This window comes from Streptomyces sp. NPDC005784 (assembly GCF_042871525.1).
In the GTDB taxonomy this organism is placed as follows: Bacteria; Actinomycetota; Actinomycetes; order Streptomycetales; family Streptomycetaceae; genus Streptomyces.
On the sequence record NZ_JBIAIQ010000012.1, the window covers coordinates 15865 to 40777 of the forward strand.

Annotated in this window: 15 protein-coding genes and 2 pseudogenes; 10 read left to right on the top strand and 7 right to left on the bottom strand. The window is 72.2% G+C overall.

The window, feature by feature from the left end:
* Positions 1 to 109: 109 nt before the first annotated feature.
* Positions 110 to 781: a TetR/AcrR family transcriptional regulator gene (locus tag ACFYR3_RS20535; RefSeq protein WP_355840445.1), complete on the bottom strand. Its 672-nt coding sequence runs from the start codon at positions 779 to 781 to the stop codon at positions 110 to 112.
* A gap of 267 nt (positions 782 to 1048) precedes the next feature.
* Here ACFYR3_RS20535 and ACFYR3_RS20540 point away from each other — a divergent pair, with 267 nt between their 5' ends.
* Positions 1049 to 2308, top strand: a complete 1260-nt coding sequence (locus ACFYR3_RS20540; RefSeq protein ID WP_355840446.1) for a YncE family protein — start codon at positions 1049 to 1051, stop codon at positions 2306 to 2308.
* A 7-nt stretch (positions 2309 to 2315) separates the two neighbouring features.
* On the opposite strand, the gene ACFYR3_RS20545 is transcribed toward ACFYR3_RS20540, so the two are convergent.
* Both ACFYR3_RS20545 and ACFYR3_RS20550 read right to left on the bottom strand, forming a co-directional pair.
* Positions 2316 to 4181 (bottom strand): endoglycosylceramidase, encoded by a 1866-nt coding sequence (locus ACFYR3_RS20545; RefSeq protein ID WP_389284213.1) that lies wholly within the window; start codon positions 4179 to 4181, stop codon positions 2316 to 2318.
* A 73-nt stretch (positions 4182 to 4254) separates the two neighbouring features.
* Positions 4255 to 4646: pseudogene (locus tag ACFYR3_RS20550) on the bottom strand (GTP-binding protein); the annotation flags it as partial.
* A 98-nt stretch (positions 4647 to 4744) separates the two neighbouring features.
* Between ACFYR3_RS20550 and ACFYR3_RS20555 the strand changes: the two are divergent.
* Positions 4745 to 5929: an XdhC/CoxI family protein gene (locus ACFYR3_RS20555; protein ID WP_355840448.1), complete on the top strand. Its 1185-nt coding sequence runs from the start codon at positions 4745 to 4747 to the stop codon at positions 5927 to 5929.
* Positions 5930 to 6034: 105 nt separating this feature from the next.
* On the opposite strand, the gene ACFYR3_RS20560 is transcribed toward ACFYR3_RS20555, so the two are convergent.
* Positions 6035 to 6544: a metallophosphoesterase gene (locus ACFYR3_RS20560; RefSeq protein WP_355840449.1), complete on the bottom strand. Its 510-nt coding sequence runs from the start codon at positions 6542 to 6544 to the stop codon at positions 6035 to 6037.
* 241 nt (positions 6545 to 6785) lie between these two features.
* Complete coding sequence (locus ACFYR3_RS20565) at positions 6786 to 9227, bottom strand: SpoIIE family protein phosphatase (protein WP_389284215.1); 2442 nt, start codon at positions 9225 to 9227, stop codon at positions 6786 to 6788.
* A gap of 214 nt (positions 9228 to 9441) precedes the next feature.
* Here ACFYR3_RS20565 and lanKC point away from each other — a divergent pair, with 214 nt between their 5' ends.
* From lanKC to ACFYR3_RS20585, 4 genes are all read left to right on the top strand, one after another.
* On the top strand, positions 9442 to 12252 hold the full coding sequence (gene lanKC, locus ACFYR3_RS20570; RefSeq protein ID WP_389284217.1) for a class III lanthionine synthetase LanKC: 2811 nt from the start codon (positions 9442 to 9444) through the stop codon (positions 12250 to 12252).
* A gap of 41 nt (positions 12253 to 12293) precedes the next feature.
* A complete protein-coding gene (locus tag ACFYR3_RS20575; protein WP_355840452.1) occupies positions 12294 to 12407 on the top strand; it encodes a SapB/AmfS family lanthipeptide in 114 nt (37 codons plus the stop codon).
* Positions 12408 to 12504: 97 nt separating this feature from the next.
* Positions 12505 to 14340 carry an ABC transporter ATP-binding protein gene (locus ACFYR3_RS20580; RefSeq protein ID WP_389284219.1) on the top strand — a complete coding sequence of 612 codons (1836 nt, stop codon included), beginning with the start codon at positions 12505 to 12507 and terminating at the stop codon, positions 14338 to 14340.
* Complete coding sequence (locus tag ACFYR3_RS20585) at positions 14337 to 16316, top strand: ATP-binding cassette domain-containing protein (RefSeq protein ID WP_389284221.1); 1980 nt, start codon at positions 14337 to 14339, stop codon at positions 16314 to 16316. Before ACFYR3_RS20580 ends, ACFYR3_RS20585 begins: the two co-directional genes overlap by 4 nt.
* Here ACFYR3_RS20585 and ACFYR3_RS20590 read toward each other — a convergent pair.
* Positions 16239 to 17165: pseudogene (locus tag ACFYR3_RS20590) on the bottom strand (LuxR C-terminal-related transcriptional regulator); the annotation flags it as partial. The gene ACFYR3_RS20585 and the pseudogene ACFYR3_RS20590 sit on opposite strands and share 78 nt — an antisense overlap.
* On the opposite strand from ACFYR3_RS20590, the gene ACFYR3_RS20595 reads away from it, so the two are divergent.
* Positions 17046 to 19217, top strand: coding sequence for a SpoIIE family protein phosphatase (locus ACFYR3_RS20595; protein WP_389284223.1), 2172 nt, complete (start codon positions 17046 to 17048; stop codon positions 19215 to 19217). The pseudogene ACFYR3_RS20590 and the gene ACFYR3_RS20595 overlap by 120 nt on opposite strands.
* A gap of 207 nt (positions 19218 to 19424) precedes the next feature.
* Here the strand turns inward: ACFYR3_RS20595 and ACFYR3_RS20600 are convergent, their stop codons facing one another.
* Positions 19425 to 20807, bottom strand: a complete 1383-nt coding sequence (locus ACFYR3_RS20600) for a S1 family peptidase (protein WP_389284225.1) — start codon at positions 20805 to 20807, stop codon at positions 19425 to 19427.
* 770 nt (positions 20808 to 21577) lie between these two features.
* On the opposite strand from ACFYR3_RS20600, the gene ACFYR3_RS20605 reads away from it, so the two are divergent.
* The 3 genes from ACFYR3_RS20605 to ACFYR3_RS20615 all read left to right on the top strand — a co-directional run bounded on the left by ACFYR3_RS20605 (position 21578) and on the right by ACFYR3_RS20615 (position 24913).
* Positions 21578 to 21793 carry a type A2 lantipeptide gene (locus ACFYR3_RS20605; RefSeq protein WP_355840456.1) on the top strand — a complete coding sequence of 72 codons (216 nt, stop codon included), beginning with the start codon at positions 21578 to 21580 and terminating at the stop codon, positions 21791 to 21793.
* Positions 21794 to 21884: 91 nt separating this feature from the next.
* A complete protein-coding gene (locus ACFYR3_RS20610) occupies positions 21885 to 22694 on the top strand; it encodes a DUF2118 domain-containing protein (RefSeq protein WP_355840457.1) in 810 nt (269 codons plus the stop codon).
* Positions 22691 to 24913 (top strand): NHLP family bacteriocin export ABC transporter peptidase/permease/ATPase subunit, encoded by a 2223-nt coding sequence (locus ACFYR3_RS20615; protein ID WP_389284227.1) that lies wholly within the window; start codon positions 22691 to 22693, stop codon positions 24911 to 24913. Before ACFYR3_RS20610 ends, ACFYR3_RS20615 begins: the two co-directional genes overlap by 4 nt.

The following is a 24913-nucleotide window of genomic DNA, read 5'->3' on the forward strand; positions in this document are numbered from 1 at the left end:
AGCTCCCGGGCTCCCGGGCTCCCGGCTATGCCCGCCTGCGGACTCGCTGCCACCTCCGCCCATGGGCCTGCGGCCGTGTCCCCTGCCGGCAGCACCTGACCGTCCCCGCCTACAGCCTCGTCGCTACCTCCCCGCCCCACCCGGTGGGGCGCAAAATCCCGAGGAGTTGGCGGACCAGTTCCTCCACCACCTCGTCCAGGGTCGCGTCCACCCATCCGGCGTTCCAGTCGTGCAGCAGGCCGTTGACGCTGCCGATGAAGGCGGTCGCGGCGAGGCGGTAGTCGCGCGGCGCCGCCTCCCCGCGGGCGACGGCGGTCGCCGCCTCGCCGCAGATGAACTCCACCCAGCGGGCCCGGCGGGAGAGCCGCTGGTCCTCCAGCCGCGCGCTCACGCCGATGATCTCCACGAAGGTGATGCGGATGCGGCGCGGATCGCTCGTCACGTTCGCCGCGTAGGCGTGGAAGAGGGCCGTGGCCCGCTCGGCGAGCGGCAGGTCGCCGGCCTCGGTGAGCGCGGCCAGGGCGGCTTCCTCGGCCCAGTCGTTGACCTGGAGATGGAGGGCCGCCAGTACGTCTTCGAGGCTGCGGAACTCCTCGTAGAACTGGCGCGTGGACAGTCCCGCGGCCTCACTGAGGGCCGCCACGGTCGTGGACCGGTACCCGGGTCCGGCGCCGAACAGCTGGAGCCCGGCGTCGAGAAAACGGCGGCGGCGCTCCGCCTGCCGCTCCTCGGCCGTTCTGCCGCCGTATCGGCCGGTGGGCTGTCTGAGCCTGCCCGCCACTGATTCCTCCCTCGGCGCCGACATGAACCGGCGTTCGCCCCACCGACAATTTTGTCGTGCACCGCCTCTTGTGGAGAGGCTCTCCCAGTCCTTACTTTCCAGTAAGTGCACTTTGAAAGCGGGCGTGTTCAGATTTCCGCTTGTCATGCTCTCGACATAACTGTCAGTCACAGCACGTTGCCAGTCACAGCGCTCCGCCCTTCACCGCACGCTCCCGGTTCACCGTGCCCGTCACCCGCACCCCTCCCACTACGACAGGGACCCTCCATGTCCGTCCTCAGAGCCAGGCACCTCTGTTCCCTCGCCGCGGCCCTCACGCTCACCCTCGGTGCCACGGCGACCGCCGCGTCCGCCGCCGCCGCGCAGGTCTCCGCCACCGATCTGCGCGAGGTGATGTTCGTCGGCAACAACTGGGAAGGCACCGCGGACGTCATCAAGTCCACCGGTGACTTCGCGAAGGTCGGCCGGATCAACGTCATCCCGGACAAGGACGAACGGCTCGCGGCGATCAACGCCGATCCCATCAAGTGGGCCTACTTCATGGGAATCCGAAGCGGCGTCGGCGAGGGGCACGACCAGTTCGTCGACGACATGTACTCGACGCCCGACGGCAGGTCGGTGGTGGTCTCGCGCCCGAGTTTCGCCGACGTCGTCTCGATCGACCTCGCCACCGGACGGATCAACTGGCGCTTCCCCGTCGCGGGTTACCGCTCGGACCACATGGCCGTGTCCCCCGACGGCACCCGGGTCGCGGTCTCGGCCTCGACCGCGAACACCGTGCACGTACTCGACATCACGACCGGTCGGCAGCTCGGCTCCTTCGCCACCGGCGACAAACCGCACGAGAACATCTTCACCCACGACGGCAAGTACATCTGGAACATGGCCATCGGTGACGTCACCACCGCACTCGACGACCCCTGGCTGGACTGGACGAAGGGCGACCGGAAGATCACCGTCGTCGACGCGACCACCTACAAGCAGGTCAAGGTGATCGACATGCGTCAGCGCCTCGACGCGATCGGCCTCACGGACTTCTCCGACGCCGTCCGCCCGGCCGTCTTCTCGCCGGACGAGTCGAAACTGTACTTTCAGGTGTCGTTCTTCAACGGCTTCCTGGAGTACGACGTCGCCACCGACCGGATCACCCGGGTCAAGACCCTCCCGAAGAACCCCGCCACCAGCAGCGACCGCACGACCTGGGTCAACGACTCGCGCCACCACGGTATTTCGATGAACCCGTCGGGCACCAAGCTGTGTGTGGCGGGGACGATGGACGACTACGCGACCGTCGTGGACCGTGCGACCCTCCAGGAAGGCCCGCTGGTCCCCGCTTCCAAGCCGTACTGGGCGACCGTCAGCGGCGACGGCAAGGACTGTGTCGTCTCCGAGAGCGGCGCCGACCAGGTCACCGCCATCGACTTCGCCACAGGGCAGAAGACGGTGTCGGTACCGGTCGGCGACCACCCCCAGCGGGTTCGCCTCGGCCATGTCGAGGCGAACTGGATTGACCCGTCCGGTAGTTGACCGGTGATCAGCCGAACCGCGCCGCGGCCCAGGCTGCCAGTTCGGTGCGGGCCCCGTTCAGCAGGGTGGAGGACGGGGCGCTCGCCCCGTTCGTGACCAGCGCGTAGTGCAGGGTTCCCGAGCCGGGTGCGGTGAGCAGGAGGCGGCGGCTTCCGGTGCCGCCCGGCTCGGGAGCCACCGCGATGGGTGTGGTCGAGGTGTAGGCGGGCGGGGAGACCGTCGCCCCGAGGTCGGACACCACCGTCGTGGCCGAGGCCGGGAAGGAGGCCGGCAGATGGAACTCCGTCGGGGCGGTGCCGCCGTCGGAGCGCCAGACGAGCAGACCGTACTGCCCCGCTCCCACCAGCTGGGAGACCTGGGGCAGGGTCGAGGGGACCGGGTTCCAGGTCAGCGTCGTGGAGCCGTCGCGCGAGCGGTCCTCGTAGGTGAAGGCGAGGGCGGAGCCCGCGGTGGCACTCGGGTAGAGGCGGTCGAGGAGCCGGGCGTCCTGGCGCAGCACGACCGCGCCCGAGTCGTCGAGGCGTACGGCGGAGAGGTCCTCGTCGTTCCAGGCGTCACCCGAGGTCAGTACCTTGTCGGGGTTGTCGTTCATCAGCTCGTGGTGACGGCCGCTGTAGATGTCCCACTGCCATTGGCTACCCGACAGCACCGGTCCCGAGGAGGCCGTTCCGGTCCACCAACTGGAGCCGGGGAGGCGGGAGTCGAGTGCCTGGTACATCGCCTTGTCGACGGTCGGGGCCTTGTCCGAGACCGTTCCGGAGAGCGGGTGGCCGAACTCGCTGACGACCGCGGTCGTCCCGGCGGCCGAGGCCCGGTCCCGGACCGCGGCGAAGTCGGTTGCGTACTGGCCGTCGCCCGCCTTGCCCCACATGAGGATGCCCGAGATGGCCTTCTGGTCGTAGAAGTGGGTGTTGAACACATAGCGCGGGCCGAGTGTGCCCGCGTCCAGCAGTCCGCCCTCCTGCTTCTGGGAGCTGATGTTGGAGTTCCAGAAGAGGTTCGGCTCCACGAAGGCGGGCTTGTCCTGCCAGCCGGCCGCGTCCATGCGGGCCCGGAACTTCCCGTAGAACGGCCAGAGCAGGTCGCGTTCCCAAGTGCGGCTGGTCTGGCCCGAGTCGTAAGTGCCCGCGTAGGGCTCGTTGAACGGGTCGAAACCGGCGACACCCGCGAACTCGGCGGTGGTGAGGTGCTGTCGGACGTACGTCATGGCGGCCTGGGCCGTGCTGAGGAAGGCGTCCTGGAGCCCGTAGGAGTTGTGCCAGAAGTCGTACTGGGCGGCCTTGACGGCACTGTTCTGGGTGATGTTCTGGCCCCAGAAGAGGCAGATGCCACAGGACTCCTGAGGGTAACCGCCCGCGGTCACGGCCCACTTGGGGGCGCCGTCGCCGGAGTACCAACTGCCCGTGTTGAAGAGGTAGCGGGAGTAGAGGTCCTGGTGGAAGTCGGGGAAGACACGGATTCCCGCGTCGAGGAAGGCGCGCATCTGGTCGGTGGCCGCGGCGAGATAGGCGCTGTCGACCTGGCCGCGGGCGGGTTCGGCGTGCGCCCAGGACAGCAGGAAGCGCACGGAGTTGCCGCCACCGAGGGCGCGCAGCGCCGTCGCGGACTTCGCCGCGTCGGCGACCGAGGCGAAGGGCAGTCCGCTGTTCTCCTCCAGCTTGGTCTCGCCGGAGACGTTGTAGCCGCGCAGTACGACCTCGCGGCCGAGGCCGTCCGTGAAGCGGCCGTTCGTGACCGTGAGGGTGGCGGCGGGCTGGTCGAACCAGAGGGAGTCGGGGAGTCCGTCCGCGGCGGCGGGCCGGGCGCCCGCCGCCGTGAGGAAACCGGTGAGGAGTACGAGGACGCCGAGCAGACGCGCACGTAACTTCGACATGTTCACAACAGTCCCGCCGGTACCGGGAGGCGTCAACACCCCTGACTCATGAGTAAGTTTCTCGTTTCAGCCTCCCGGCGATCAGCTCGTCGACGTCGACGCCCGCGCCGGTCATGGCCGATCCGAAGAACACGGGGTGCACGAGGGCGCGCCCGGTCTGCGCGACGAGAGCGGCGCGCAGTCGCTCGTACGACACCCTGTCCTCGACGTACGCGGCCAGGAGTTCCTCGTCGTGTTCGGCGAGCGGATCGACGAGGTCCGGCCGCAGTCGGGCGGCGGGGTAGGGAGTGAAGTACGCGGTGGCGTGCCCGGTTCGCCGACCTCGCCCATCGGGACGATCGCCGGGGTGAGCCGTTCCGCGATCTTCTCCGGGATCTCCTCGTGGCACGCCCCACGGCGATCGATCTTGTTGACGAAGATCAGCGTGGGAATGCGCAGCCGCTGGAGCGTCCTCATGAGCACGCGCCTGTCGCGGAGCGGATCCTTGAAGGTGACCGGATCCTGGTCCTTGAAGGTGACCGGATCCTCGGGACGGGCCCGGCCCCCGGCGAGAGGAGCGGACGGTGCGTGACATCCTCCCCGCGCTGTACGAGTGGTACACGGCCGGATCCCCCTTCGGGCTGGCCACGGTGGTGGCGGTCGACCGCAGCGCGCCCCGCGACCCGGGCGCGGCCATGGCGGTGGGTCCGGGCGACGAGGTCGTGGGCAGCGTGTCCGGCGGCTGTGTGGAGGGGGCGGTCTTCGAACTGGCCCAGGAAGTGATCGCCTCGGGCGAGGCGCGCCTGGAGACGTTCGGGTACAGCGACGAGGACGCCTTCGCCGTGGGACTCACCTGCGGCGGTGAGATCACACTGCTGGTCCGGCGGGTGTCGCCCGCCGACGATCCGGCCTTCGGCGCGGTGGCCGAGTCGGTGTCCGCGGGCCGCCCGGTGACGGTGGCGACGGTGATCGACGGACCCGCGCCGCGCGGCGCCACACTCGCCGTGTGGCCGGAGAAGGAGCCGGGCCCGGACGGCACGGTGTCCGGCTCACTCGGCTCGACCGGCCCGGACGAGCCGGACGAGGACGCGGGGCCGCCCGGCGGGGTGTCCGGTTCGCTCGGCTCGACGGGCCTGGATGTCGCCGTCACCGCCGACGCGCGTGGCGAGCTGGCCCAGGGCGCCACGGGGCGACGGCACTACGGCCCGCACGGCGAGCGCCGCGAGGACGCCGTCACCGTCTTCCTGCACTCCTTCGCGCCGCCGCCGCGCATGCTGGTCTTCGGCGCAATCGACTACGCGGCCGCCGTGGCCCGCATCGGCGCCTTCCTCGGCTACCGGGTCACGGTGTGCGACGCCCGCCCGCCCTTCGCCACGCCGAGGCGGTTCCCGGCGGGCGTGGAGGTCGTCGTGGACTGGCCGCACCGCTATCTGAGCGGCACGACGACCGACGCGCGCACGGTGATCTGCGTCCTGACCCACGACCCCAAGTTCGATGTGCCCCTGCTGGAGGAGGCGCTGCGCCGCCCGGCCGCGTACATCGGGGCGATGGGCAGCCGCCGTACCCACGACGACCGCGTCGAACGGCTGCTCGCGTCCGGCGTGTCGGAGCGCGACCTGTCCCGGCTGCGCTCCCCCGTCGGCCTCGACCTCGGGGCTCGTACACCGGAGGAGGTGGCCGTGTCCGTCGCCGCGGAGATCGTCGCGCTGCGATGGGGCGGCAGCGGGCTGCCCCTGACGGCGCGGGGCGGGGCGATCCACCCGCGGTAGCCGTGGATCGGTGTCATGGATCGGAAGTCGTGGATCGGAAGTCGTGGATCGGTAGCCGTGGATCGGTAGGGACGGTTCGGTAGGCGCGGATCGGTCAGTCGTGGATCAGCCGGTACGCGGGGGCAGTCGGTGCAGGGTCACCTCCGTGAGCCGGCCGTCGTCGGTCACCGTCGCCGTCATGTAGGTGCAGTACGGCTGGCTGCGGCGGTCGGTCGGCGAGCCGGGGTTGAGCATGCGCAGGCCGGTCGGCGCGGTGGTGTCCCAGGGAATGTGGCTGTGACCGAAGACCAGGACGTCGAGGTCGGGGAAGCGTTCCGCGCAGCGCTGTTCGCGGCGCTGCGCGCCGCCGGTCTCGTGGACGACTCCGAAGCGCAGGCCGCCCAGTTCGGCGCGGGCGATCTCGGGGAGGCGGGCCCGCAGGTCGGGGCCGTCGTTGTTGCCGTACACCCCGATGACCCGGCGGGAACGGGCCTCCAGCAGGTCGAGGGTGGCGGTGTCCACCCAGTCCCCCGCGTGGATCACGACGTCGGCGAGCGGGAGTTCGGCGAGCAGCGGGGCGGGAAGTTCCCTGGCCCGCTTCGGGAGGTGGGTGTCGGACAGCAGCAGAAGGCGCACGGTTTCAGGGTGTCACTCCGGTGTCGCCCCGGGTGTCCCTGGGGCTGGCTTCCGGGTCCCTCCGGTCATCCCTGCAGTCGTCCCTTTGGTCGTCCTGGTCAACCCTGCAGTCGTCCCTGTGGTCGTCTCCCGGGCCGTCGTTCCAAGGGCGGCCCCCCGTCTCCGGCACGGACTCGTCCCCCGTGCACTGTCCCGAGTTGCTCCGGCGCGGGACCCGTCCGCCAGTCCGGCGCGGGACCGGTCAGTCCAGCGCGTCCAGCGCGATCTCGCTCCAGACCTGCTTGCCGCCGCTCACCGGCACCGTGCCCCACGTCGCCGACATCGCCTCGACGAGGAGGATGCCGCGGCCTCCGGTGGCCTCCCAGCCGATGCTGGTGGGCTTGATCGGCGTGCGGGGCGAGTTGTCGGCGACCGAGATGCGCAGGCGGTGGTTGATGAGGGTGAGGTCGAGCCTGACCTGGCCGTCGGTGTGCACCAGGGCGTTGGTGACGAGTTCCGAGACGATCAGCAGGGCGGCGTCCGTGTAGGCGCCGACGCCCCAGGCGCGCAGGGCGCGCCGGGTGTAGCGGCGGGCGTGCCGGACCGCCTCGGGGACCCGCCAGACGGTCCAGCTCTCGCGGAGCGGGAGCACCTCCATGCCGTCGTAGCGCATCAGCAGGAGGGCCACGTCGTCGCTGCGGTTGGCGCCCGTGAGCAGTTGGTCGGCGACGAGACCGAGGTGGGCGGGGTCGGACCCGGCCAGGCCCGCGGCGAGCCGTTTCAGACCGTCCTCGATGTCGACCTCGACGGACTCGACCAGACCGTCGGTGGTCAGCGCCACGATGGTGCCGGGCTGGAGCCGCAGCGGACTCATGGGGAAGTCGGTCTGCCGGATGACGCCGAGCGGTGGCCCGGGTTCCGACTCGGGGACCTCGGTACCGCCGTTCGGGTGACGCAGCACCGGCGGGATGTGTCCGGCGCGCACATACCAGGCGGACCCCTCCTCCATGTCGACGTCGACATAGCAGCAGGTGGCGAAGAGGTCGGTCTCCAGATCGAGCAGGAGCCGGTTGGCGTGCGAGACCACCACGTCCGGGGGGTGGCCCTCGACGGCGTAGGCGCGCAGGGCGGTGCGCATCTGGCCCATGAGGGTCGCGGCCGAGGCGTTGTGTCCCTGGACGTCGCCGATGACGAGGGCGACATGGTTGTCGGGGAGCGGGATCACGTCGTACCAGTCGCCACCGACGTCCAGGCCCGACGTGGTCGGCAGATAGCGGGCGACGGCGACCGCGCCGGGCAGCCGTGGGAGTCTGCGCGGGAGCAGGGTCCGCTGGAGCATGCCGATCAGTTCGTGCTCGGCGTCGAAGGCGTGGGCGCGCACCAGGGCCTGCCCGGCGAGGCCGGCGGAGGCCGTGAGCAGGGCGCGCTCGTCCGGGCCGAACTCGTGCGGGGTGTTCCAGCCGATCAGGCAGGCGCCGGCCATGCGCCCGCCCGCGGGAAGCGGCAGGACGGCGAGGCCGCCGGGGCCGACCTCGGCGAGCGCGGGTTCCAGGTCCGCTCCGGCGGGCCAGATGGCGGGCCGCCCCTCGTTGAGGGCCGCCGCGAGCGTGGGCATGGCGCGGACCGGGGCGTCGGGCCACTCCGAGCGCCATTCGCTGCGCCACAGCTCCGGCCAGAACTCCGCCTGGGGCGGGTCCAGGAGCGTGACGACGAGGCGGTCGCCCTCCAGCTCGGCGACGGCGATCCGGTCGGCCTGGAGGGGTTTGCGCAGGGCGGTGACGACAGCCTGGCCGACATCGCGGACGGTGCCGGCGGTCGCGAGGGCGGCGGCGAGCCGCTGGACGCGGCCCACGTCGTTCAGGCCGGAGCGCAGCTTGGAGGCGTCGGAGACGGTGCCCACGAGCCGTGCGGGGCGGCCCTCTCCGGAGGGCAGCAGGCGGGCGCGCAGCCGGAGCCACTTGTGTCCGCCGGACGGCTGGAGGATGCGGAACTCCAGCTCGCGGTCGCCGACGGTCATGTGGTCCGGTTCGACCGCGGACATCAGCGAGGGGAGGTCCTCCGGGACCGTCATCGACAGCAGGGTCTCGACCTTGCCGTCGAAGGCGGTGGAGGTGAGCCCGAACAGGTCGAGCACCTCGTTGTCGACCTCGACCCGCCCGGTGTCCATGGCGAGGCTGAACGAGCTGGCGGGCAGGTCGGCCGCGTCGTCCGGCAGAGGGGGCGGCGGGCAGACGATGGCTTCGGCGAGCATCCCGAGGCAGGCCCGGTCCTCGGGGCCGAAACCGTCGGGGCCCTCGCTGACGGCGACCATGCAGCCGTTGTCCCGCAGGGGCAGCACGGCCAGCGAGAAGTCCTGGGAGGGCAGCCGCCGGGAGTCGGAGCAGCGGGCGAGCTCCTCCGGTCCCAGCCAGCGCGGCTGCCCCGAGCGCAGGGCCTCGGCGGCCGGGGAACCGCCGGACAGGGGGTAGCTGTCGCGGAGCCCGTACAGCGTCCTGGGCACTCCCGCGGACTCGGCCAGATGCAGTTCGCCGCCGCTCGCACTCGGTGAGTACACGGCGGCGACGGCTGCACCGGTGAAAACGAGTGCCTGTTCGAGCAGGCGGTGCAGCCGTTCGCGCGGGTCGAGGTCCGCGGTAAGCGTCTTCAGGGCAAGTTCGGCGCGCGACGTTCTCGTTCCGCGTTCCGCAGCACCCTCACTGACCACGCCGCAATTACAGCGCTTCCCGGGCTCCGGCGCAGCCCCTGTGACCGTTCCGAACCTGTCGGGCCTGCGGGGGAGCCCATGCGGTACGGCCAATCGAACCAATTCGAATCCATCTTTATTCATGCGTTTCGCACAGCGTTCTCGTGACAGGCGTGACTGTCCGTGCCTCCTGCCGACTGGAAGGCTCGGGGACACCGGGCCGAGGGGAATGGGCATGGACAAGCGGTACGAGGTCTACACGCTCGCTGACCGACACTTCTACGAGACACCGGACAGGCTGTCCGGGGGCGGGCGGAGCACTCCGCCCGCGTACGGGGCGGCGCTGCGCGAGGTGCCCGAGGGCTGGCGTTCGGCACGGATCGGCGACTGGCTGACGCTGACACCGGTCGACCGGAACGGCGACACGTTCCCCGGGCCGGCCCAGGGCTGGAAGGTCCATGCCTCGGCCACCCGCGAGAACGCGGAGAAGATCGCAGCGATCGTGTGGGACTACTGCGTGCCGCGCGGCATCCCGTTCAAGTTCGTGCCGGGCCCGCACCTGCTGCATCTGCGGAACACCAAATACGCGGCCCGCGACACCAGCGGCAAGTTCGTCACGGTCTACCCGGCGGACGAGGACCGCCTCCACCAGGTGCTGAACGAGCTGGGCGCGCTGCTGGACGGCTTCGATGGGCCGTACATTCTCACCGATCTGCGCTGGAACGAGGGCCCGCTGTACGTCCGGTACGGCGCGTTCGCCCGCGCCTTCGTCGTCGACGAGCAGGGGTCACTCGTTCCGGCCGTGCGGGACGGCACGGGAACGCTGGTGCCGGACCGGCGGCAGCCCTCGTTCCGGGTTCCGGACTGGGTGCCACTGCCGGCGTTCCTGGAACCGCAGCTCGCGGCGCGGAACACGACGACGGTCGGCGACCTCCCGTACCGCGTCGAGAAGGCCCTGCACTTCTCCAACGGCGGCGGGGTGTACGCGGGCACCGACACGCGCGACGGACGCAAGGTCGTGCTCAAGGAGGGACGGCCGCACGCGGGCCTCGCCGCCGACGGCGCCGACGCGATCACCCGTCTCGAACGCGAGAAGCGGGCCCTGGAGCAAGTGGCCGGACTGGACGTGGTGCCCGGGGTACGGGACTGGTTCACCCTCGGTGACCACCGCTTCCTCGTCATGGACTTCCTGGAGGGGCGGCCCCTCAACTCCTTCTTCGCCGAGCGCCATCCGCTGCTCACCCCCGAACCGGCTCCGGACGCGGTCGCCTCGTACACGGCCTGGGCGCTGCGCGTCCATCGCCGGGTCGAGGAGGCCGTCGAGGCGGTGCACACCCGCGGGATCGTCTTCAACGACCTGCACGTCTTCAACATCATGGTGGCGCCCGACGGGGAGTCGGTGTCGCTGCTCGACTTCGAGGCCGCGGCGCCGGTCGAGGAGAACGGCCGCCAAGTCGTCGCCCACCCGGGGTTCTTCGCGCCGCCGGACCGCAGGGGCACCTCCGTCGACCGGTACGCGCTGGCGTGTCTGCGGCTCGCGCTGTTCCTGCCGGTCACCACGCTCTTCGTGGTCGACCGGGGCAAGGCCGCGCATTTGGCGGAGGTCATCGCCGGTCAGTTCCCGGACGTGCCCGAGGCGTTCCTCGCGGAGGCGGTCGCCGAGATCACGGGGGACGCCGGTGACACAACGGCTCCGGCTCCGGACGGCGAAGGGGACGCCCGTGGCTCAACCGCTCCGGCTCCCGGCGACGAAGGGGCCGACGCGCCCCCGCCCGTCTCTCGCCTCAGGGATCCGGTCCCCTCGCTCCGCCGTGAGCCACTCCTCCCGGGCCCCCGGGCAGCGGTCTCCTCGCTCCGCCGGGAATCGGGCCCCGCACTCCGCCGGAAATCGGTCTCCTCGCTCCCCGAGCCCGGTGACTGGCCGGTCAGCCGCGACTCGATGGCCGGGGCGATCCTGGCGTCGGCCACACCGGAGCGCGACGACCGGCTCTTCCCCGGCGACATCGCCCAGTTCTCCGACGGCGGCGGGCTCGGACTCGCGCACGGCGCCGCGGGCGTGCTGTACGCACTGAGCGCGAGCGGGGCAGGCCGCTACGAGGAGGGCGAGCGCTGGCTCCTCGACCACACCGACCCGGTGCCGACCGGGACGCCGCTCGGGCTGTACGACGGGCTCGCGGGCGTCGCCTACGTCCTCGATGGGCTCGGGCACCGCCGGCGCGCGCTCGACCTGATCGACGGCATCCTCCGCGAGCGGTGGCAGAACCTCTCCTCCGACCTGCGCGGCGGCCTCGCCGGCCTCGGTCTGGTGCTCGGACACCTCGCGTGCACGACGGAGGAGCCGGAACTGGCCGAGCGCGCCGCCGAGGCCGAGCGGATTCTCGTCGACCGGCTCGCCGGACCGCGCCCCGACGCCCCGCGCCAAAGGGCCGGTCTGCTGCGCGGCGCGAGCGGTCCCGCGCTCTTCCTGCTCCGCCGCTACGAGAGCACTGGGGACCCGGGGCTTCTCGCCGCGGCCGGTGAGGCGTTACGCCGTGACCTGGACCGCTGTGTCGTCCGCGAGGGCGGCGCCCTGGAGGTCGACGAGGGCCGGCGCACCCTGCCCTATCTCGGGGACGGCAGCGCCGGAGTGGGCATGGTCCTGGACGACCTGCTCGGCCACGCGGTGCGTGACCGCGAGGAGTTCGAGCGGGCGCGCTCCGGGATCCTCACCGCCGCGACCGCGCGCTTCTACGCGCAGCCCGGTCTCTTCCAGGGGCGCGCGGGGATGATCCTGCACCTCGCCCGCACCGGTACGCCGGGCGCCGTACGGGAGCGGCTCGCCGAACAGGTCGCCGGGCTCGGCTGGTTCGCAATGTCCTACGACGGCCGGCTGGCCTTCCCCGGGCACCAGATGATGCGGCTCTCCATGGACCTGGGCACCGGAACGGCAGGGTGCCTGCTCGCGCTCGGCGCGGCGCTGGACGGCGCGGTCCCCGCCCATCTGCCGTTCCTGCCGCCGCTCTCCGGCGGTGCCCCTCACGCGGCTCCGCACCTGGCGGAGTCGTGACTCGACCAACCCCCGTCCCCGATCAAGGGAAAGGAAACGAGATGGCACTTCTCGACCTGCAGACGATGGAGTCCGACGAGCACACCGGTGGCGGTGCCAGCACCGTGAGCCTGCTCTCCTGCGTCTCCGCCGCGAGCATTCTGCTCTGTCTCTGACGGCAGCGTGCCGGCACGGCTCCGGGCGGTTCTCTCCCCGAGGGGAGAGGCCGCCCGGGGTCCCGCACGGCGCCGGGACACGAGGGGCCTCCACCGCGTGACCACTCCAGCCGACACCTTCACCGCAGCCGAAACCCGTACCGCCCCCGGCGCGCCGCTGCTCCGCGCCGCCACCCGGCACAGTGGCCACCGCTGCGTCGTCCTGTGCCTCGCGAGCACGGCCGCGACGGCCGCGAACCTGTTCCTGCCCTTCGCGCTGGGCCGGGCACTGGACCTCGTACTGGCGGATCCCGAAGGCGCGCGGGCCACCCGCTGGGTGCTCTACTGCACCGCCCTCGTGCTGCTTCTCGCCGTGCTCGACGCGGGCGAGACCGTCCTCGGCGCGACCACCACCGCGCGCGTCACCGCCTGGCTGCGGCTGCGCCTGGTCGGCCATGTCCTGTCCGCCGGACCCCGGGCCGTCGGCCGGTTCGGGCCGGGCGACCTCGTGGCGCGGCTCGTCGGCAACGCCGCGCAGGCGGGCACGGCGCCCGCGACCGCCGCGGCACTTCTCGCGGCGCTCGCCGCGCCGGCCGGCGCGATCGTGGCGCTCTGGCTCGTCGATCCGCGACTGGCGGCGGTGTTCCTCTGCGGTGCCCCGGTACTGATGTTGCTGCTGCGCGCCCTCACGCGCGATTCCTCGCGCTGCGCGGCGCGCTACCAGGAGGCGCAGAGCCTGATCGCGGACGGTCTGGCGGAGGCGATCGGCGGATTCCGTACGATCGCCGCCGGCGGAACGGCCGGCCGAGAGACGGCGCGGATACTCCGGCCGCTGTCCGACCTCTCCCGCGAGGGCCACCTCATGTGGCGGGTCCAGGGACGCGCCGCCGCGCGGGCGGTCACCGTGGCCCCGCTCCTGCAGATCGGCGTGCTGGCCGTCGCGGGCGTGCTGCTCGTCCACCACCGGCTGTCCGTCGGCGATCTGCTCGCGGCGTCCCGGTACACGGTGCTGGCGACCGGAGTCGGCGTCCTGGTGGGGCAGTTGTCCGCACTGGTCCGCGCCCGGACGGCGGCACGACGGCTCGCCGAGGTGCTGGCGGTGCCGCCGATGTCCTACGGAACTCTCCCCCTGTCGTGGGGGCAGGGGGAGTTGGAGCTGCGCGGCGTGACCGTCCGGCGCGGTGGACGTCCCGTGCTCGACGGGATCGACCTCACCGTTCCCGGTGGCGGCACGCTCGCCGTCGTGGGCCGCTCGGGTTCGGGCAAGTCCGTGCTCGCCGCGGTCGCCGGGCGGCTGGCCGACCCGGACGACGGCGAAGTCCGCCTCGACGGCGTGCCCTTGAACGCCCTGTCCCGCGACGCGTTGCGCGAAGCGGTCGGCCACGCCTTCGAACGGCCCGCCCTCCTCGGGGAGACGATCGCGGACACCATCGCCCTCGGTGTCCGCGCGGCCTCCGTCGGCCGTGTCCGGAACGCGGCGCGCACGGCACGCGCCGACTCCTTCGTGCGCCGGCTCCCGCGGGGGTACGCCACCCGCTGCACCGACGCTCCCCTCTCCGGCGGCGAAGTCCAACGCCTCGGCCTGGCCCGGGCCTTCGCCCACGGCGGTCGGCTGCTCATCCTCGACGACGCCCTGTCCAGCCTCGACACGGTCACCGAAGACCACATCGCCGAAGCCCTCTTCCGGCCCTCCCCCGGCTCCACCCGCCTGGTCATCGCCCACCGGGCGTCCACAGCGGCGCGTGCGGACCGGGTGGCCTGGCTGGACGGCGGACGGGTGCGGGCACTGGGACCGCATACGGAGCTGTGGCGCGTACCGGAGTACCGCGCCCTGTTCGGCGCGGGCGAAGCGGTGCGGGGCGCGAGCGGCACTCCCGGGGCGGCCGGCCCCGAGGAGGCCGAAGGCGATGACCCCGGAGCGACGGGCCCCGGGCGGAAGGGCGGCCCCTCATGACGGTGTACCGGCGCGGGCTGAGGTTTCTGCGTGCCCGTCGGCGTGCGGTCGCGGCGCTCGCCGCCTGGTCGGTGGTGGAGGCGGGGCAGACCTTCCTCGTGGGCTACGCCCTGGCGCGGGCGCTCGACGAGGGATTCCTGGCCGGCCGGGCGCGCACGGGTCTCGGCTGGCTGGGCGTCGGAGCACTCGCCGTCGTCGTCGGGGCGTACGGCACGAGGCGGGTGTACGGGTGTGTCGCCGCGCTCGTCGAACCGCTGCGGGACCAGCTCGTGCGGCACGTGGTGGCGCGGGGAGTGCGGGAGGGCGACGGTGGCGCCCTCTCCGGGCTCACCCAGCAGGTGGAGATCGCCCGGGACACCTTCGCGGGCCTGGTGATGGTCTCGCGCTCCTTCCTCTTCACCGCCGCGGGCGCCCTGATCGGGCTCTGCTCACTCGACCCGCTTCTCCTCCTGGTGGTGGCACCGCCGCTGGCGGCCGGAGTGGCCCTGTTCGCCCTGACGCTGCGTCCGCTGGCGCGCAGGCAGGAAGCGTTCCTCGTCGCCGACGAGGAGATCGCCGCCCACCTGGGCGGGATCTGCCCGGCGTTGCGGGACATCACGGCGGCCGGGGCGGAGGCCCTGGTCACCGCGGACGCGGGGGCGCGCATCGGCGTCGAGCTGCGGGCCGCGCGGTCGCTGGCCCGCCGGGGGGTCCTGCGCGTGGCCTGCCTCGCCGTCGGCGGGCAGCTCCCCCTCGTCCTGCTGCTCGCGACCGCGCCCGGGCTGCTCGCTCACGGCGTCACCCCCGGGGCCCTGGTCGGCGCGCTCGCCTACGTCACCCAGTCCCTGCTCCCGGCCCTGCAGAACCTGGTCCACGGCCTCGGCACCAGCGGCTCCCGGCTCGAGGTGGTGCTGCGCCGGCTGACACCGGACCCGCCCCCGGCGGCGGCCGGCCCGGCCGTTACCCGGCAGGCGGCGGGGCCCACGGCCGGCGGACCCGCCCGGCCTGCCGCACAGCCCCGCCCTCTCGGCGTTCCGGTCTGCGCCGATCACCCCCCGGCCCGCGGCCCCGCGCTCTCCGTCAGCGCCCTCACCTTCGCCTACGGCCCGGGCGCCGTCCCTGTCATCGAGAACCTCGATCTCCGTGTCCCCCGGGGCGCCCACCTGGCGGTCGTGGGCCCCAGCGGCATCGGCAAATCCACGCTCGTGGCACTCGTCGCCGGCCTCCTGGAGCCGACGAGCGGCACGATCCGGGTGCTCGGACAACCGGTGCGCGGCCGGGCGGCACACGGTCGGACGGCACGGGGAGGGTCGGCGCGGATACAGCCGGTGCGGGGTCCGACGGCTTGTGGGCAGCGGGTCCTCATCCCTCAGGAGGCGTACGTCGTCACCGGCACGCTCGCGGAGAACCTGGGGCAGCTGCGTCCGCGTCCCGTACCGGAGGCGGAGCTGCGCGCGGCGGCCGAGGCGGTCGGACTTGGCCGCCTGATGGAGCGGCTCGGCGGCCCCGCCGCCGAGGTCGACCCGCGGGCCCTGTCCGCGGGCGAGCGGCAGCTGATCGCGCTGACCAGGGCATACCTCTCGTACGCTCCCCTCGCACTGCTGGACGAGGCGACCTGCCACCTCGATCCGGAGGCGGAGGAACGCGCGGAGCGTGCCTTCGCCGCACGACCTGGCGGCACCCTTGTCGTGGTGGCGCACCGCATCAGCTCGGCGCGCCGTGCCGCGCGGGTGCTGGTCCTGGACGGCCGCCGGGCCCTCCTCGGCGACCACGACGAACTTGTGGAGCGATCACCGCTCTACCGCGAGCTGACCGGCAGTTGGTCGCGGGCGGACTCAAAGCCAGCCCTCGCCCCGCGAGATCCGGATCGCGTCGATCCGGTTGCGGGCCCCGGTCTTGCGGGTGATCGCCGCCATGTAGTTGCGCACGGTCCCGTGGGACAGATGCAGGCTGCCCGCGATCTCGGCGATGGAGGAACCCGCGGCCGCGAGGGATAAAACGCTCAGCTCGCGCCGGGTCAGCGGCATCTGCGCGGCCTTGAGGAAGCCGAATCCCAGCGACTCGTCGACGAAGCGTTCTCCCTCGGCGACCCGGCGGATCCCCGACAGCAGTCGCTCGGGCGGGCCCTCCTTGTCGACGTAGCCCAGGGCGCCGGCCTCCGCGGCCCGCCGGAGCAGTCCTGGTCTGTTCGCGCTGGCGAGAACGAGAAGTCTCGGCGCCGGGGTTCCCGTGCCCCGGCCGCACAGGTCGGAGAGCGGGATGCCGTCCGAGCCGGCGCAGTCCAGGTCCGCCGCGCACACGTCCGGGACGACCGACCGCACCCGGCCGGGCGCGCTGTCCCACGGGGTGTCGTACACGCCGAGGTCCGGCGTCCGGTCCAGCCACTCGGCCAGCACCTGCCGCACCAGACACGCGTCGTGCACCAGTAGTACCCGGATCACGTCGACTCCTTCGGGTGACCTCGCGACGGCGTACTCGCCCTGTGCGCGTGCCCATTGTTCGGCGCTTGCGACCGCGCGCCGTCGCGAAGAATCGGCCAAATGATGGCGCGGGGGCGCGCGACAGGGCCGGAGCGCCGCTCCGCCCCTCGACCCGGTGGGCATGGCCCTGAGCCCACCGGATGCTGGCCCGCGGTACCGCCGACTCCGCTCGCCGTGCGCGATGGGGCTGAAGGGGGGAGCCTTGGTGCCTGGAAGTGCGGAGGCCGTCGGCGGCCCCGCGAGGAGGTGGTCGGCGTGTCCGACGGGCAGGAGGCCGCGCAGGCACCGGCCGGCCGGCCGACCCCGGTGGGAAAGCCACTGCTGTCGCTGACCCTGGCCGCGATGCTGGACGACGTGCACGCCCATTCGGGAGCCGTGTACCTGCTGGTCTCCCAGGAGCCGGTGCTGGAGATGGCGGTCTCGGCCGGGCTGCCGCGGGCTTTCGCCGCGCCGTGGGAGCGCGTGGGGCTCAGCGCCCCGATCCCCGTCGCCGAGGCGGTACGGGAACGACGGCTGATCTGGGTCGGGGGCGAGCACGAGATGGCCCGCAGGTATCCCCGGATCGCGGTGGTGCTCCCGTACCCCTTCGCCCTCGCCGCGATGCCGGTGGCGACGGCGGCCACCGTGTACGGCGCCGTCTACGTGACCTGGCCCGGCTCGCACCCGCCCGACCTCTCCGACGGGGAGCGGGAACACCTCACCGCGGCCTGCGACCGGCTCGCGCTGCGCCTGGAGCGGGCCGCCGTGGAGAACCGCCCGGTGCACGCCGAGCCCGACCTGCTCACACCGGGCGGCGCGGGCCCGGCCGACACGCTCGGCACGGTGGAGGCCACGCGGATGGTTGCTCGACTGCCGTACGGGCTGTGCTCGCTGGATCTGCACGGGCGGGTCGGTTTCGCCAACGCGGCGACGGCCGAACTGCTCGACGTGCCCGTCAGCCGGCTCCTGGGCACCCAGCTGTGGGCTGCCGTGCCCTGGCTGAACGACCCGGTCTACGAGGACCAGTACCGGGCGGCCCTGATCAGCCAGCACGTGACCTCGTTCGTCGCACTCCGCCCCCCGGGCGACTGGCTGTCGTTCCGCCTGTATCCGGGTACGACCGGGTTGAGCGTCCGTATCTCGCGGGCCCGGCCGGTGTCCGAGATGACACGGGCCGGGCCACAGCGGAGCGACGGCAGCCCGCGCCTGGTGACGATCTCCCACGTGCTGAGTCTGGCGAGCGCGCTGACCGAGGCGGCGGGCGTGCAGGACGTGGTGCAGCTGATCGCGGACGAGATCTCGCCCGCCGTCGGCAGTCAGGCCCTGGTCGTCCTCGGCAGCCGGGCCGGCCGCCTGCACGTGCTCGGGCATCGCGGTTATCCGGACGCACACACCGTGGAACGCTTCGACGGGCTGCCGCTGAGCGAGCAGACCCCGGGCACCCAGGCGCTGAACACCGGCGTGCCCGCGTTCTTCGACTCGCGCGAACAGCTGGAACGGCTGTATCCGTCCCGGTACTCGACACCCGACGGCATGGGCGCGTGGGCGTATCTGCCCCTGATCGCCTCCGGGCGACCGGTGGGCACCTGCGTCCTCGGGTACGCGCAGTCCCACCACTTCGCGACCGACGAGCGGGCGGTGCTGACCAGTCTGGGCGGGCTGATCGCCCAAGCGCTGGAGCGTGCCCTGCTCTACGACGCCAAGCTCCAGCTGGCGCAGGGTCTGCAGGCCGCGCTGCTGCCGAGCTCGCTTCCGCCGCTGGCCTCGATCGAGGCGGCCGCGCGCTATCTGCCGGCCACCCAGGGCATGGACATCGGCGGGGACTTCTACGACCTGGTGTCCTCCCACGGCCGGGCGGCGGCCGTCATCGGGGATGTGCAGGGGCACAACGTGACGGCCGCGGGCCTCATGGGGCAGATCCGCACCGCGGTACGCGCGTACACGGCGGTCGGCCAGGCGCCCGAGGAGGTGATGGGGAGCACCAACCGGCTGCTCATCGACCTCGGGACCGAGCTGTTCGCCAGTTGTCTGTATCTGCGTCTGGACCCGGCACGGGGGGTGGCCGTGATGGCGCGCGCGGGGCATCCACCGCCGCTGCTGCGCCGGCCGGACGGAAAGGTCAAGGTGCTCGACCTGGCCGGCGGGCCGCTGCTCGGCATCGACCCCTACGCCGTCTATCCGACGACGGAGGTTCCGCTCGTCCCCGGGTCCGTGCTCGCCCTCTACACCGATGGTCTGATCGAGTCCCCCGGCGTCGACATCGAGGACGCCCTCGCCGACCTGGCGCAACGCCTCGCCGTGACCGGGGACCAGCCCCTGGACGAGCTGGCCGACAGTCTGCTGCAGCGGGGCGAGGAGGGCGGCCAGGAGCGGCCGGACGATGTCGCGCTGCTCCTGCTGCGGGTACGACCGCCGGCTGACACGGCCCGCAAACGCTGACCCGGCCCGTCGACGCCGACACGGCTCGCGAAAGCAGGCACGGCTCGCAAACGCTGACCCGGCCGTCGAAAGCGCGAAAGCCCGCACGGCTCGCGAAAATAGGAGCGGCCCGACCCTCCCGCCGGAGGGCCGGACCTGTCCACTGTCGACCGGAATTCCCTGTTCCGTTGGCCGGTCAGTGGGTCTTGATCGCCGGAGTCACCGGCTTCAGGGAGTGGCCACCACGCCCGAGCCGTCGTTCATACCGGCACCGGACTGGTCGCCCGCCGCACCGGACTGGTCGCCCGCCGCACCGGACTGGTCGGCAGCGCCGCCCGCCTGGTCGCCGGCGCCCGCCGCGTCACTGGCGCCGGCGCTCGGGTCCGCCGCGCCGCCCGCGCTCGCGCTCGGGTCCGCCGCGCCGCCCGCGCTCGCGCTCGGGTCCGCCGCGCCGCCCGCGCTCGGGTCCGCGGCGCCGGCACCGGCACCGGCACCCGCGTCTCCCGCGCCCAGCGTCGCGCCGACCGCCGCCAGCGCGGTGGTGACCGGCTGGAAGAAGGTCTCGCCGCCGGCGGTGCAGTCACCGCTGCCGCCCGAGGTCAGGCCGACCGCGCCGCCGTCCTGGGTGAACAGGGAGCCGCCGCTGTCGCCCGCCTCGGCGCACACATCGGTCTGGATGAGACCGGTGACCGTGCCCTCCGGATAGTTCACGGTGGCGTCGAGGCCGGTCACGTTGCCGTTGTGGAGACCGGTGGTGCTGCCCATCCGGAAGACCTGCGTGCCGACGGTGGCGTCGACGGCCGCGTTGATCTGGACGCTCTGCCCGTTGCCGACGTTGACCGCGCTGTTCGTCTGCGTGGCCGGGTCGTCGTACTTGACGAGGGCGAAGTCGCCGTTGCCGGGGAAGGTCGCCTGGTCGACGGTCGCGATGGACGCGCCGGTCTGCGAGTCCGACCACTTGGCGGCGGCGACACCGCAGTGACCCGCGGTGAGGAAGGCGGGGGTGCCGTCGCCCGCGGTGACGTTGAAGCCGAGCGAACAGCGCACGTTGCCGCCGAAGATGGCGTCACCGCCGTCCACGAACGTCTTGAAGGTTCCCGAGGACTTCTTGAGGGTCGCCACGCCCGAACCGAGGTTCTTGACGGTCGACTCCACGGTGTTCCACTTGCCGCCCGTGACGGTGGAGTCCGCGGTCACCTGGATCTGGTTCGTCTTCGGGTCGACCGCCCACGCCGTGCCGGGGATCGTCGCGTCGGCCTTCAGCGTCTTGGCGGCCGCCTGCAGCGCGGAGGTGCTGTTCTGCACCTGGTGCGCCACGGCGCCGGCCTGCTCGATCTGATTGACGACGTTGCTGTTGTTACCGACGACATTGATGACGAGCTGCTTCTTCGCCGCGTCGTAGTACGACCCCGCGAAGGCGTCGCCCAGTTGAGTGGCGAGCATGTTGGCGACGCCCGAGACGTCGGTCGCCTTGAACGTTCTGGGAGCGGCGTCGTCCCCGTGCGACTGCGACGCGTTGGCGTGGGGCAGCAGAAGAGCCGCTGCTCCGAGGGCCGCTACGCTGCCCACCGCGATGGCGGCCTTGCGCTTGGGTATCCGTTTGTGACTCAACTCTTGACCTCCTGGGGACGGGGTCGATGCCGCGTCCGGCAGCTGACTGGGGGGCGCCTGGTTGCCTGTTGATACGCGTGCGTCACCCGGGGCGTTCAACTGCCATTGCAAATTGCGGGAGTTGGCCTCACCAAAGGCATTGATTGCGGAGACAATCGGGCGATTTCCGCCACACGGGGCCGGGAATTCGCTTCCAGCGGGTGGAGACGGACGGGGTCGAGCCTTCCGCACGGCAGCCGGCCCGCTCCCCGCCCGGGTAAGCGGAGTTCGCCGCCCACCCGCCCGACGGCAGTCCGCCACACCACCACCCGTCGCCACGGTGTGCAACCGAACGACGACACTCCGTCGACGATCAAGAACGGAATCCCGGGTTCAGGGAATCTGCACAGCCCATGCTCACCGAGGGCACCGCGTACGGGGGATCTGCACAGGCGTGCGCCCCCCTGTGTGCCATTGGGCCGGGACTGTCCCATTCGGCGCGGGAGCGGCAAGGGTTCGCGTGGATCGATGCCGCGCAGCATGTGAAGAAGTGGCCGCAGAGGCGTGTGGACGCCTGCACGGTTCACCGCCCGTGAAGCGCAAGTTCCCAGGTGAGAGCCCCGATTGATTGGAAGCGCACCCCGCGCCCGTGCTTTGATCCGTTGCACCGCGGAGGTCGCGGCACCGCTCCCGGGAACGGGAGCCGCACCCCTGCGGTGGCGGCCGTCATCTGTCCCCCAGAGGGGGCCGCTCTCCCCCTTGTGAATATCCATATGAAGGGAAGTTCCATCATGAACTCCACCCCCCGTGTCGAGACCGCCGAGATCTCTGACGCCGACCTCGACAACGTCTCCGGCGGCCTCGCGCTGAACGCCGTCGGCACCGTCACCGGCCTGGTGGACGGCGTTGCCCCGGTCTCCGGCGTCCTGGGCACGGCCGTCGGCACCGTCGAGGGTGTGACCGGCCTGAACACCGCCCCGGTCACCGGCCTGGTCGCCGGTCTCTGATCGCGTTTCACGCCGCCGAGTCCCGGAGCCGCCCCACCGGTTCCGGGACTCTCGGGTGCCGTAAGCCTCTCGAACAGGTGAGGGAAGTCCCGTGCAGTTCCGCCAACAGGCCCTCGCCAAGCTGCGGTCGCCCGAAGAGCTCGACCTTCCGGTGCGCTTCGCTCGCCCGCAGGGCTGGCTCGTGCTGTCCGTGACGGTCGTCGCGATGGCCGCCGCGTCCGTCTGGGCCGTGACCGGCACCGTCGCCTCCACGGTCGGCGCGCCCGCCGTTCTCACCCACGCGGAGGGCAGTTACGTCCTGCAGAGCCCCGTCGCCGGGCAGGTCACCGCGGTTCTCGCGAAGGAGGGCGAACGACTCCCCGCGAACGCGCCCTTGCTGAAGGTCCGTACAGCGCAAGGAGAGACGGCCGTCGTCCGCACGGTCGCCGCGGGCCGTGTCATCGCGCTCGCCGCCACCATCGGCGCGATCATCTCGACCGGCGCGAACGTGGCCGCAGTGGAGAAGGTCGCCCAAGCCGACGACCCGCTGTACGCGACGGTGTACGTCTCCGCCGGGAGCGCCGCCACGATTCCCGCCGACGCCGCCGTCGACCTCACCGTCCAGTCGGTGCCGGCCCAGCGGTACGGAGTACTGCGCGGCCATGTGAAGACGGTGGGCCGCAGTGCGCAGACCCGGCAGCAGATCGCCGCCTACCTCGGCGACAGTCAGCTGGGCCAGCAGTTCACCGACAAGGGCAGGCCCGTGGCCGTCCTGGTCCGGCTCGACCGTTCGTCCGCCACCGAGAGCGGCCTCAAGTGGTCGTCCGCCGACGGGCCTCCGTACGCACTCACCTCCATGACCCTCGCCACGGCTTCGATCCGGCTGGCCGGTCAGCGCCCCGTCGATTGGCTCCTGCCGTGACCACCCCACCCGACACCCGCGGCAGACGGCGCGCCGCGCCGCCCCGGCGCAGCGTCCCCAAGGGCCGGGTCAAGAGCGTCCACACCCCCACCGTTCTCCAGATGGAGGCCGTGGAGTGCGGTGCGGCGTCCCTCGCCATGGTGCTCGGCCACTACGGCCGGCACATCCCGCTCGAAGAGCTGCGCATCGCGTGCGGTGTCTCGCGGGACGGTTCGCGCGCGAGCAACCTGCTGAAGGCGGCGCGCAGTTACGGTCTGACCGCCAAGGGCATGCAGATGGACACGGCCGCGCTCGCCGAGGTGCGGGGGCCCGCGATCCTGTTCTGGGAGTTCAACCACTATGTCGTGTACGACGGCATGGGGCGCCGCTTCGGGCGGCGGGGCGTGCACATCAACGACCCCGGCAAGGGCCGTCGTTTCGTGCCGATGGAGGATTTCGACACCGGCTTCACCGGAGTCGTCCTGGTCATGGAGCCGGGCCCCGACTTCCGCAGGGGCGGCCGGAAACCGGGGGTGCTGGGCGCCATGCCGGCCCGGCTGCGCGGCACTTCGGGCACGATGCCCGCCGCCGCGCTGGCGAGTCTGCTGCTGGTGGCGGTCGGCGCGGCGGTGCCCGCGCTCAGCCGGACGTTCATCGACCAGTACCTGATCGGCGGTCGGAGTTCGCTGCTGGGAGTGCTGTTCGCGTCGATGGGCGCCTCCGTGCTGCTTACGGTGGTGCTGACCTGGTTGCAGCAGGCGAATCTGCTGCGCGGCCGCATCATCTCCTCGACGCTCTCCAGCGCCCGTTTCCTGCGCCATCTGCTGCGGCTGCCGGTCACCTTCTTCTCCCAGCGCAGCCCGGCCGACCTGGTGCAGCGGCTCCAGTCGAACGACGCGGTGGCCGAGACCCTGGCCCGTGATCTCGCCGCCGCGGGTGTGGACGCCGTCGTCGTGGTCCTGTACGCCGTGCTGCTGTACACGTACGACCCTCAGCTGACGGCCGTCGGGATCGGTGTCGCGCTGCTCAACGTGGTGGCGATGCGGGTGGTGATCCGGCTGCGCGCGACCCGCACCGCGAAGCTCCGGGCCGACACCGCCCGGCTGACCAACACCGCTTATACCGGGCTCCAGTTGATCGAGACGATGAAGGCCACCGGCGGGGAGGACGGCTACTTCCGCAAGTGGGCGGGACAGCACGCCACCACGCTGGAGGAGCAGCAGCGCCTCGGGGTGCCGAGCGCCTGGCTGGGGGTGGTCGCTCCGACGCTCGCGACGCTCAACAGCGCGCTGATCCTGTGGATCGGCGGCCTTCGGGCGGTCGAGGGTCATGTCTCCGTGGGTCTGCTGGTCGCCTTCCAGGCGCTGGTCACCCGCTTCACCGCGCCGATCACCCGGCTCAACGGTGTCGCGGGCCGTATCCAGGACTTCGCCGCCGACGTGGCCCGCCTCAAGGACGTCGAGAACTTCCGGGCCGACCCGCTCTACGCCCGCCCGGGCACCGGTGAGTCGACCCGGCGGCTGCAGGGTCATGTGGAGCTGGAGAACATCACGTTCGGTTACAGCCCGCTGGACAAACCGCTGCTCACCGGGTTCTCGCTGGCGGTCGGCCCGGGTCAGCAGGTCGCGCTGGTCGGCGGCTCGGGCAGCGGCAAGTCGACGGTCTCCCGGCTGATTTCGGGCCTGTACGCGCCCTGGGAGGGCACGATCCGCATCGACGGGCGGCGTCTGGAGGACATCCCGCGCGGCGCGCTCGCGGCCTCCGTGTCCTTCGTCGACCAGGACGTCTTCCTCTTCGAGGGAACGGTCCGTGACAACGTGGCGCTGTGGGACCCCTCGATCCCGGACGACGCGGTGGTCGCCGCCCTTCAGGACGCGGCCCTGTACGACGTCGTGACGCGCCGCCCCGGCGGGATCCACAGCCGGGTCGAGCAGGACGGGCGGAACTTCTCCGGCGGTCAGCGGCAACGCCTGGAGATCGCGCGGGCGTTGGTGCGCAGGCCCAGCATCCTGGTGCTCGACGAGGTGACCAGCGCCCTGGACGCGGAGACGGAGCAGACCGTCATGGACAACCTGCGCCGGCGCGGCTGCGCCTGTGTGGTGATCGCCCACCGGCTCAGCACCGTGCGGGACAGCGACGAGATCGTCGTACTCGAACACGGCACGATCGTGGAACGCGGGCGGCACGAGGCACTGGTGGCGGCCGGCGGCCCGTACGCCGGTCTGGTCAGGGAGCGTTGA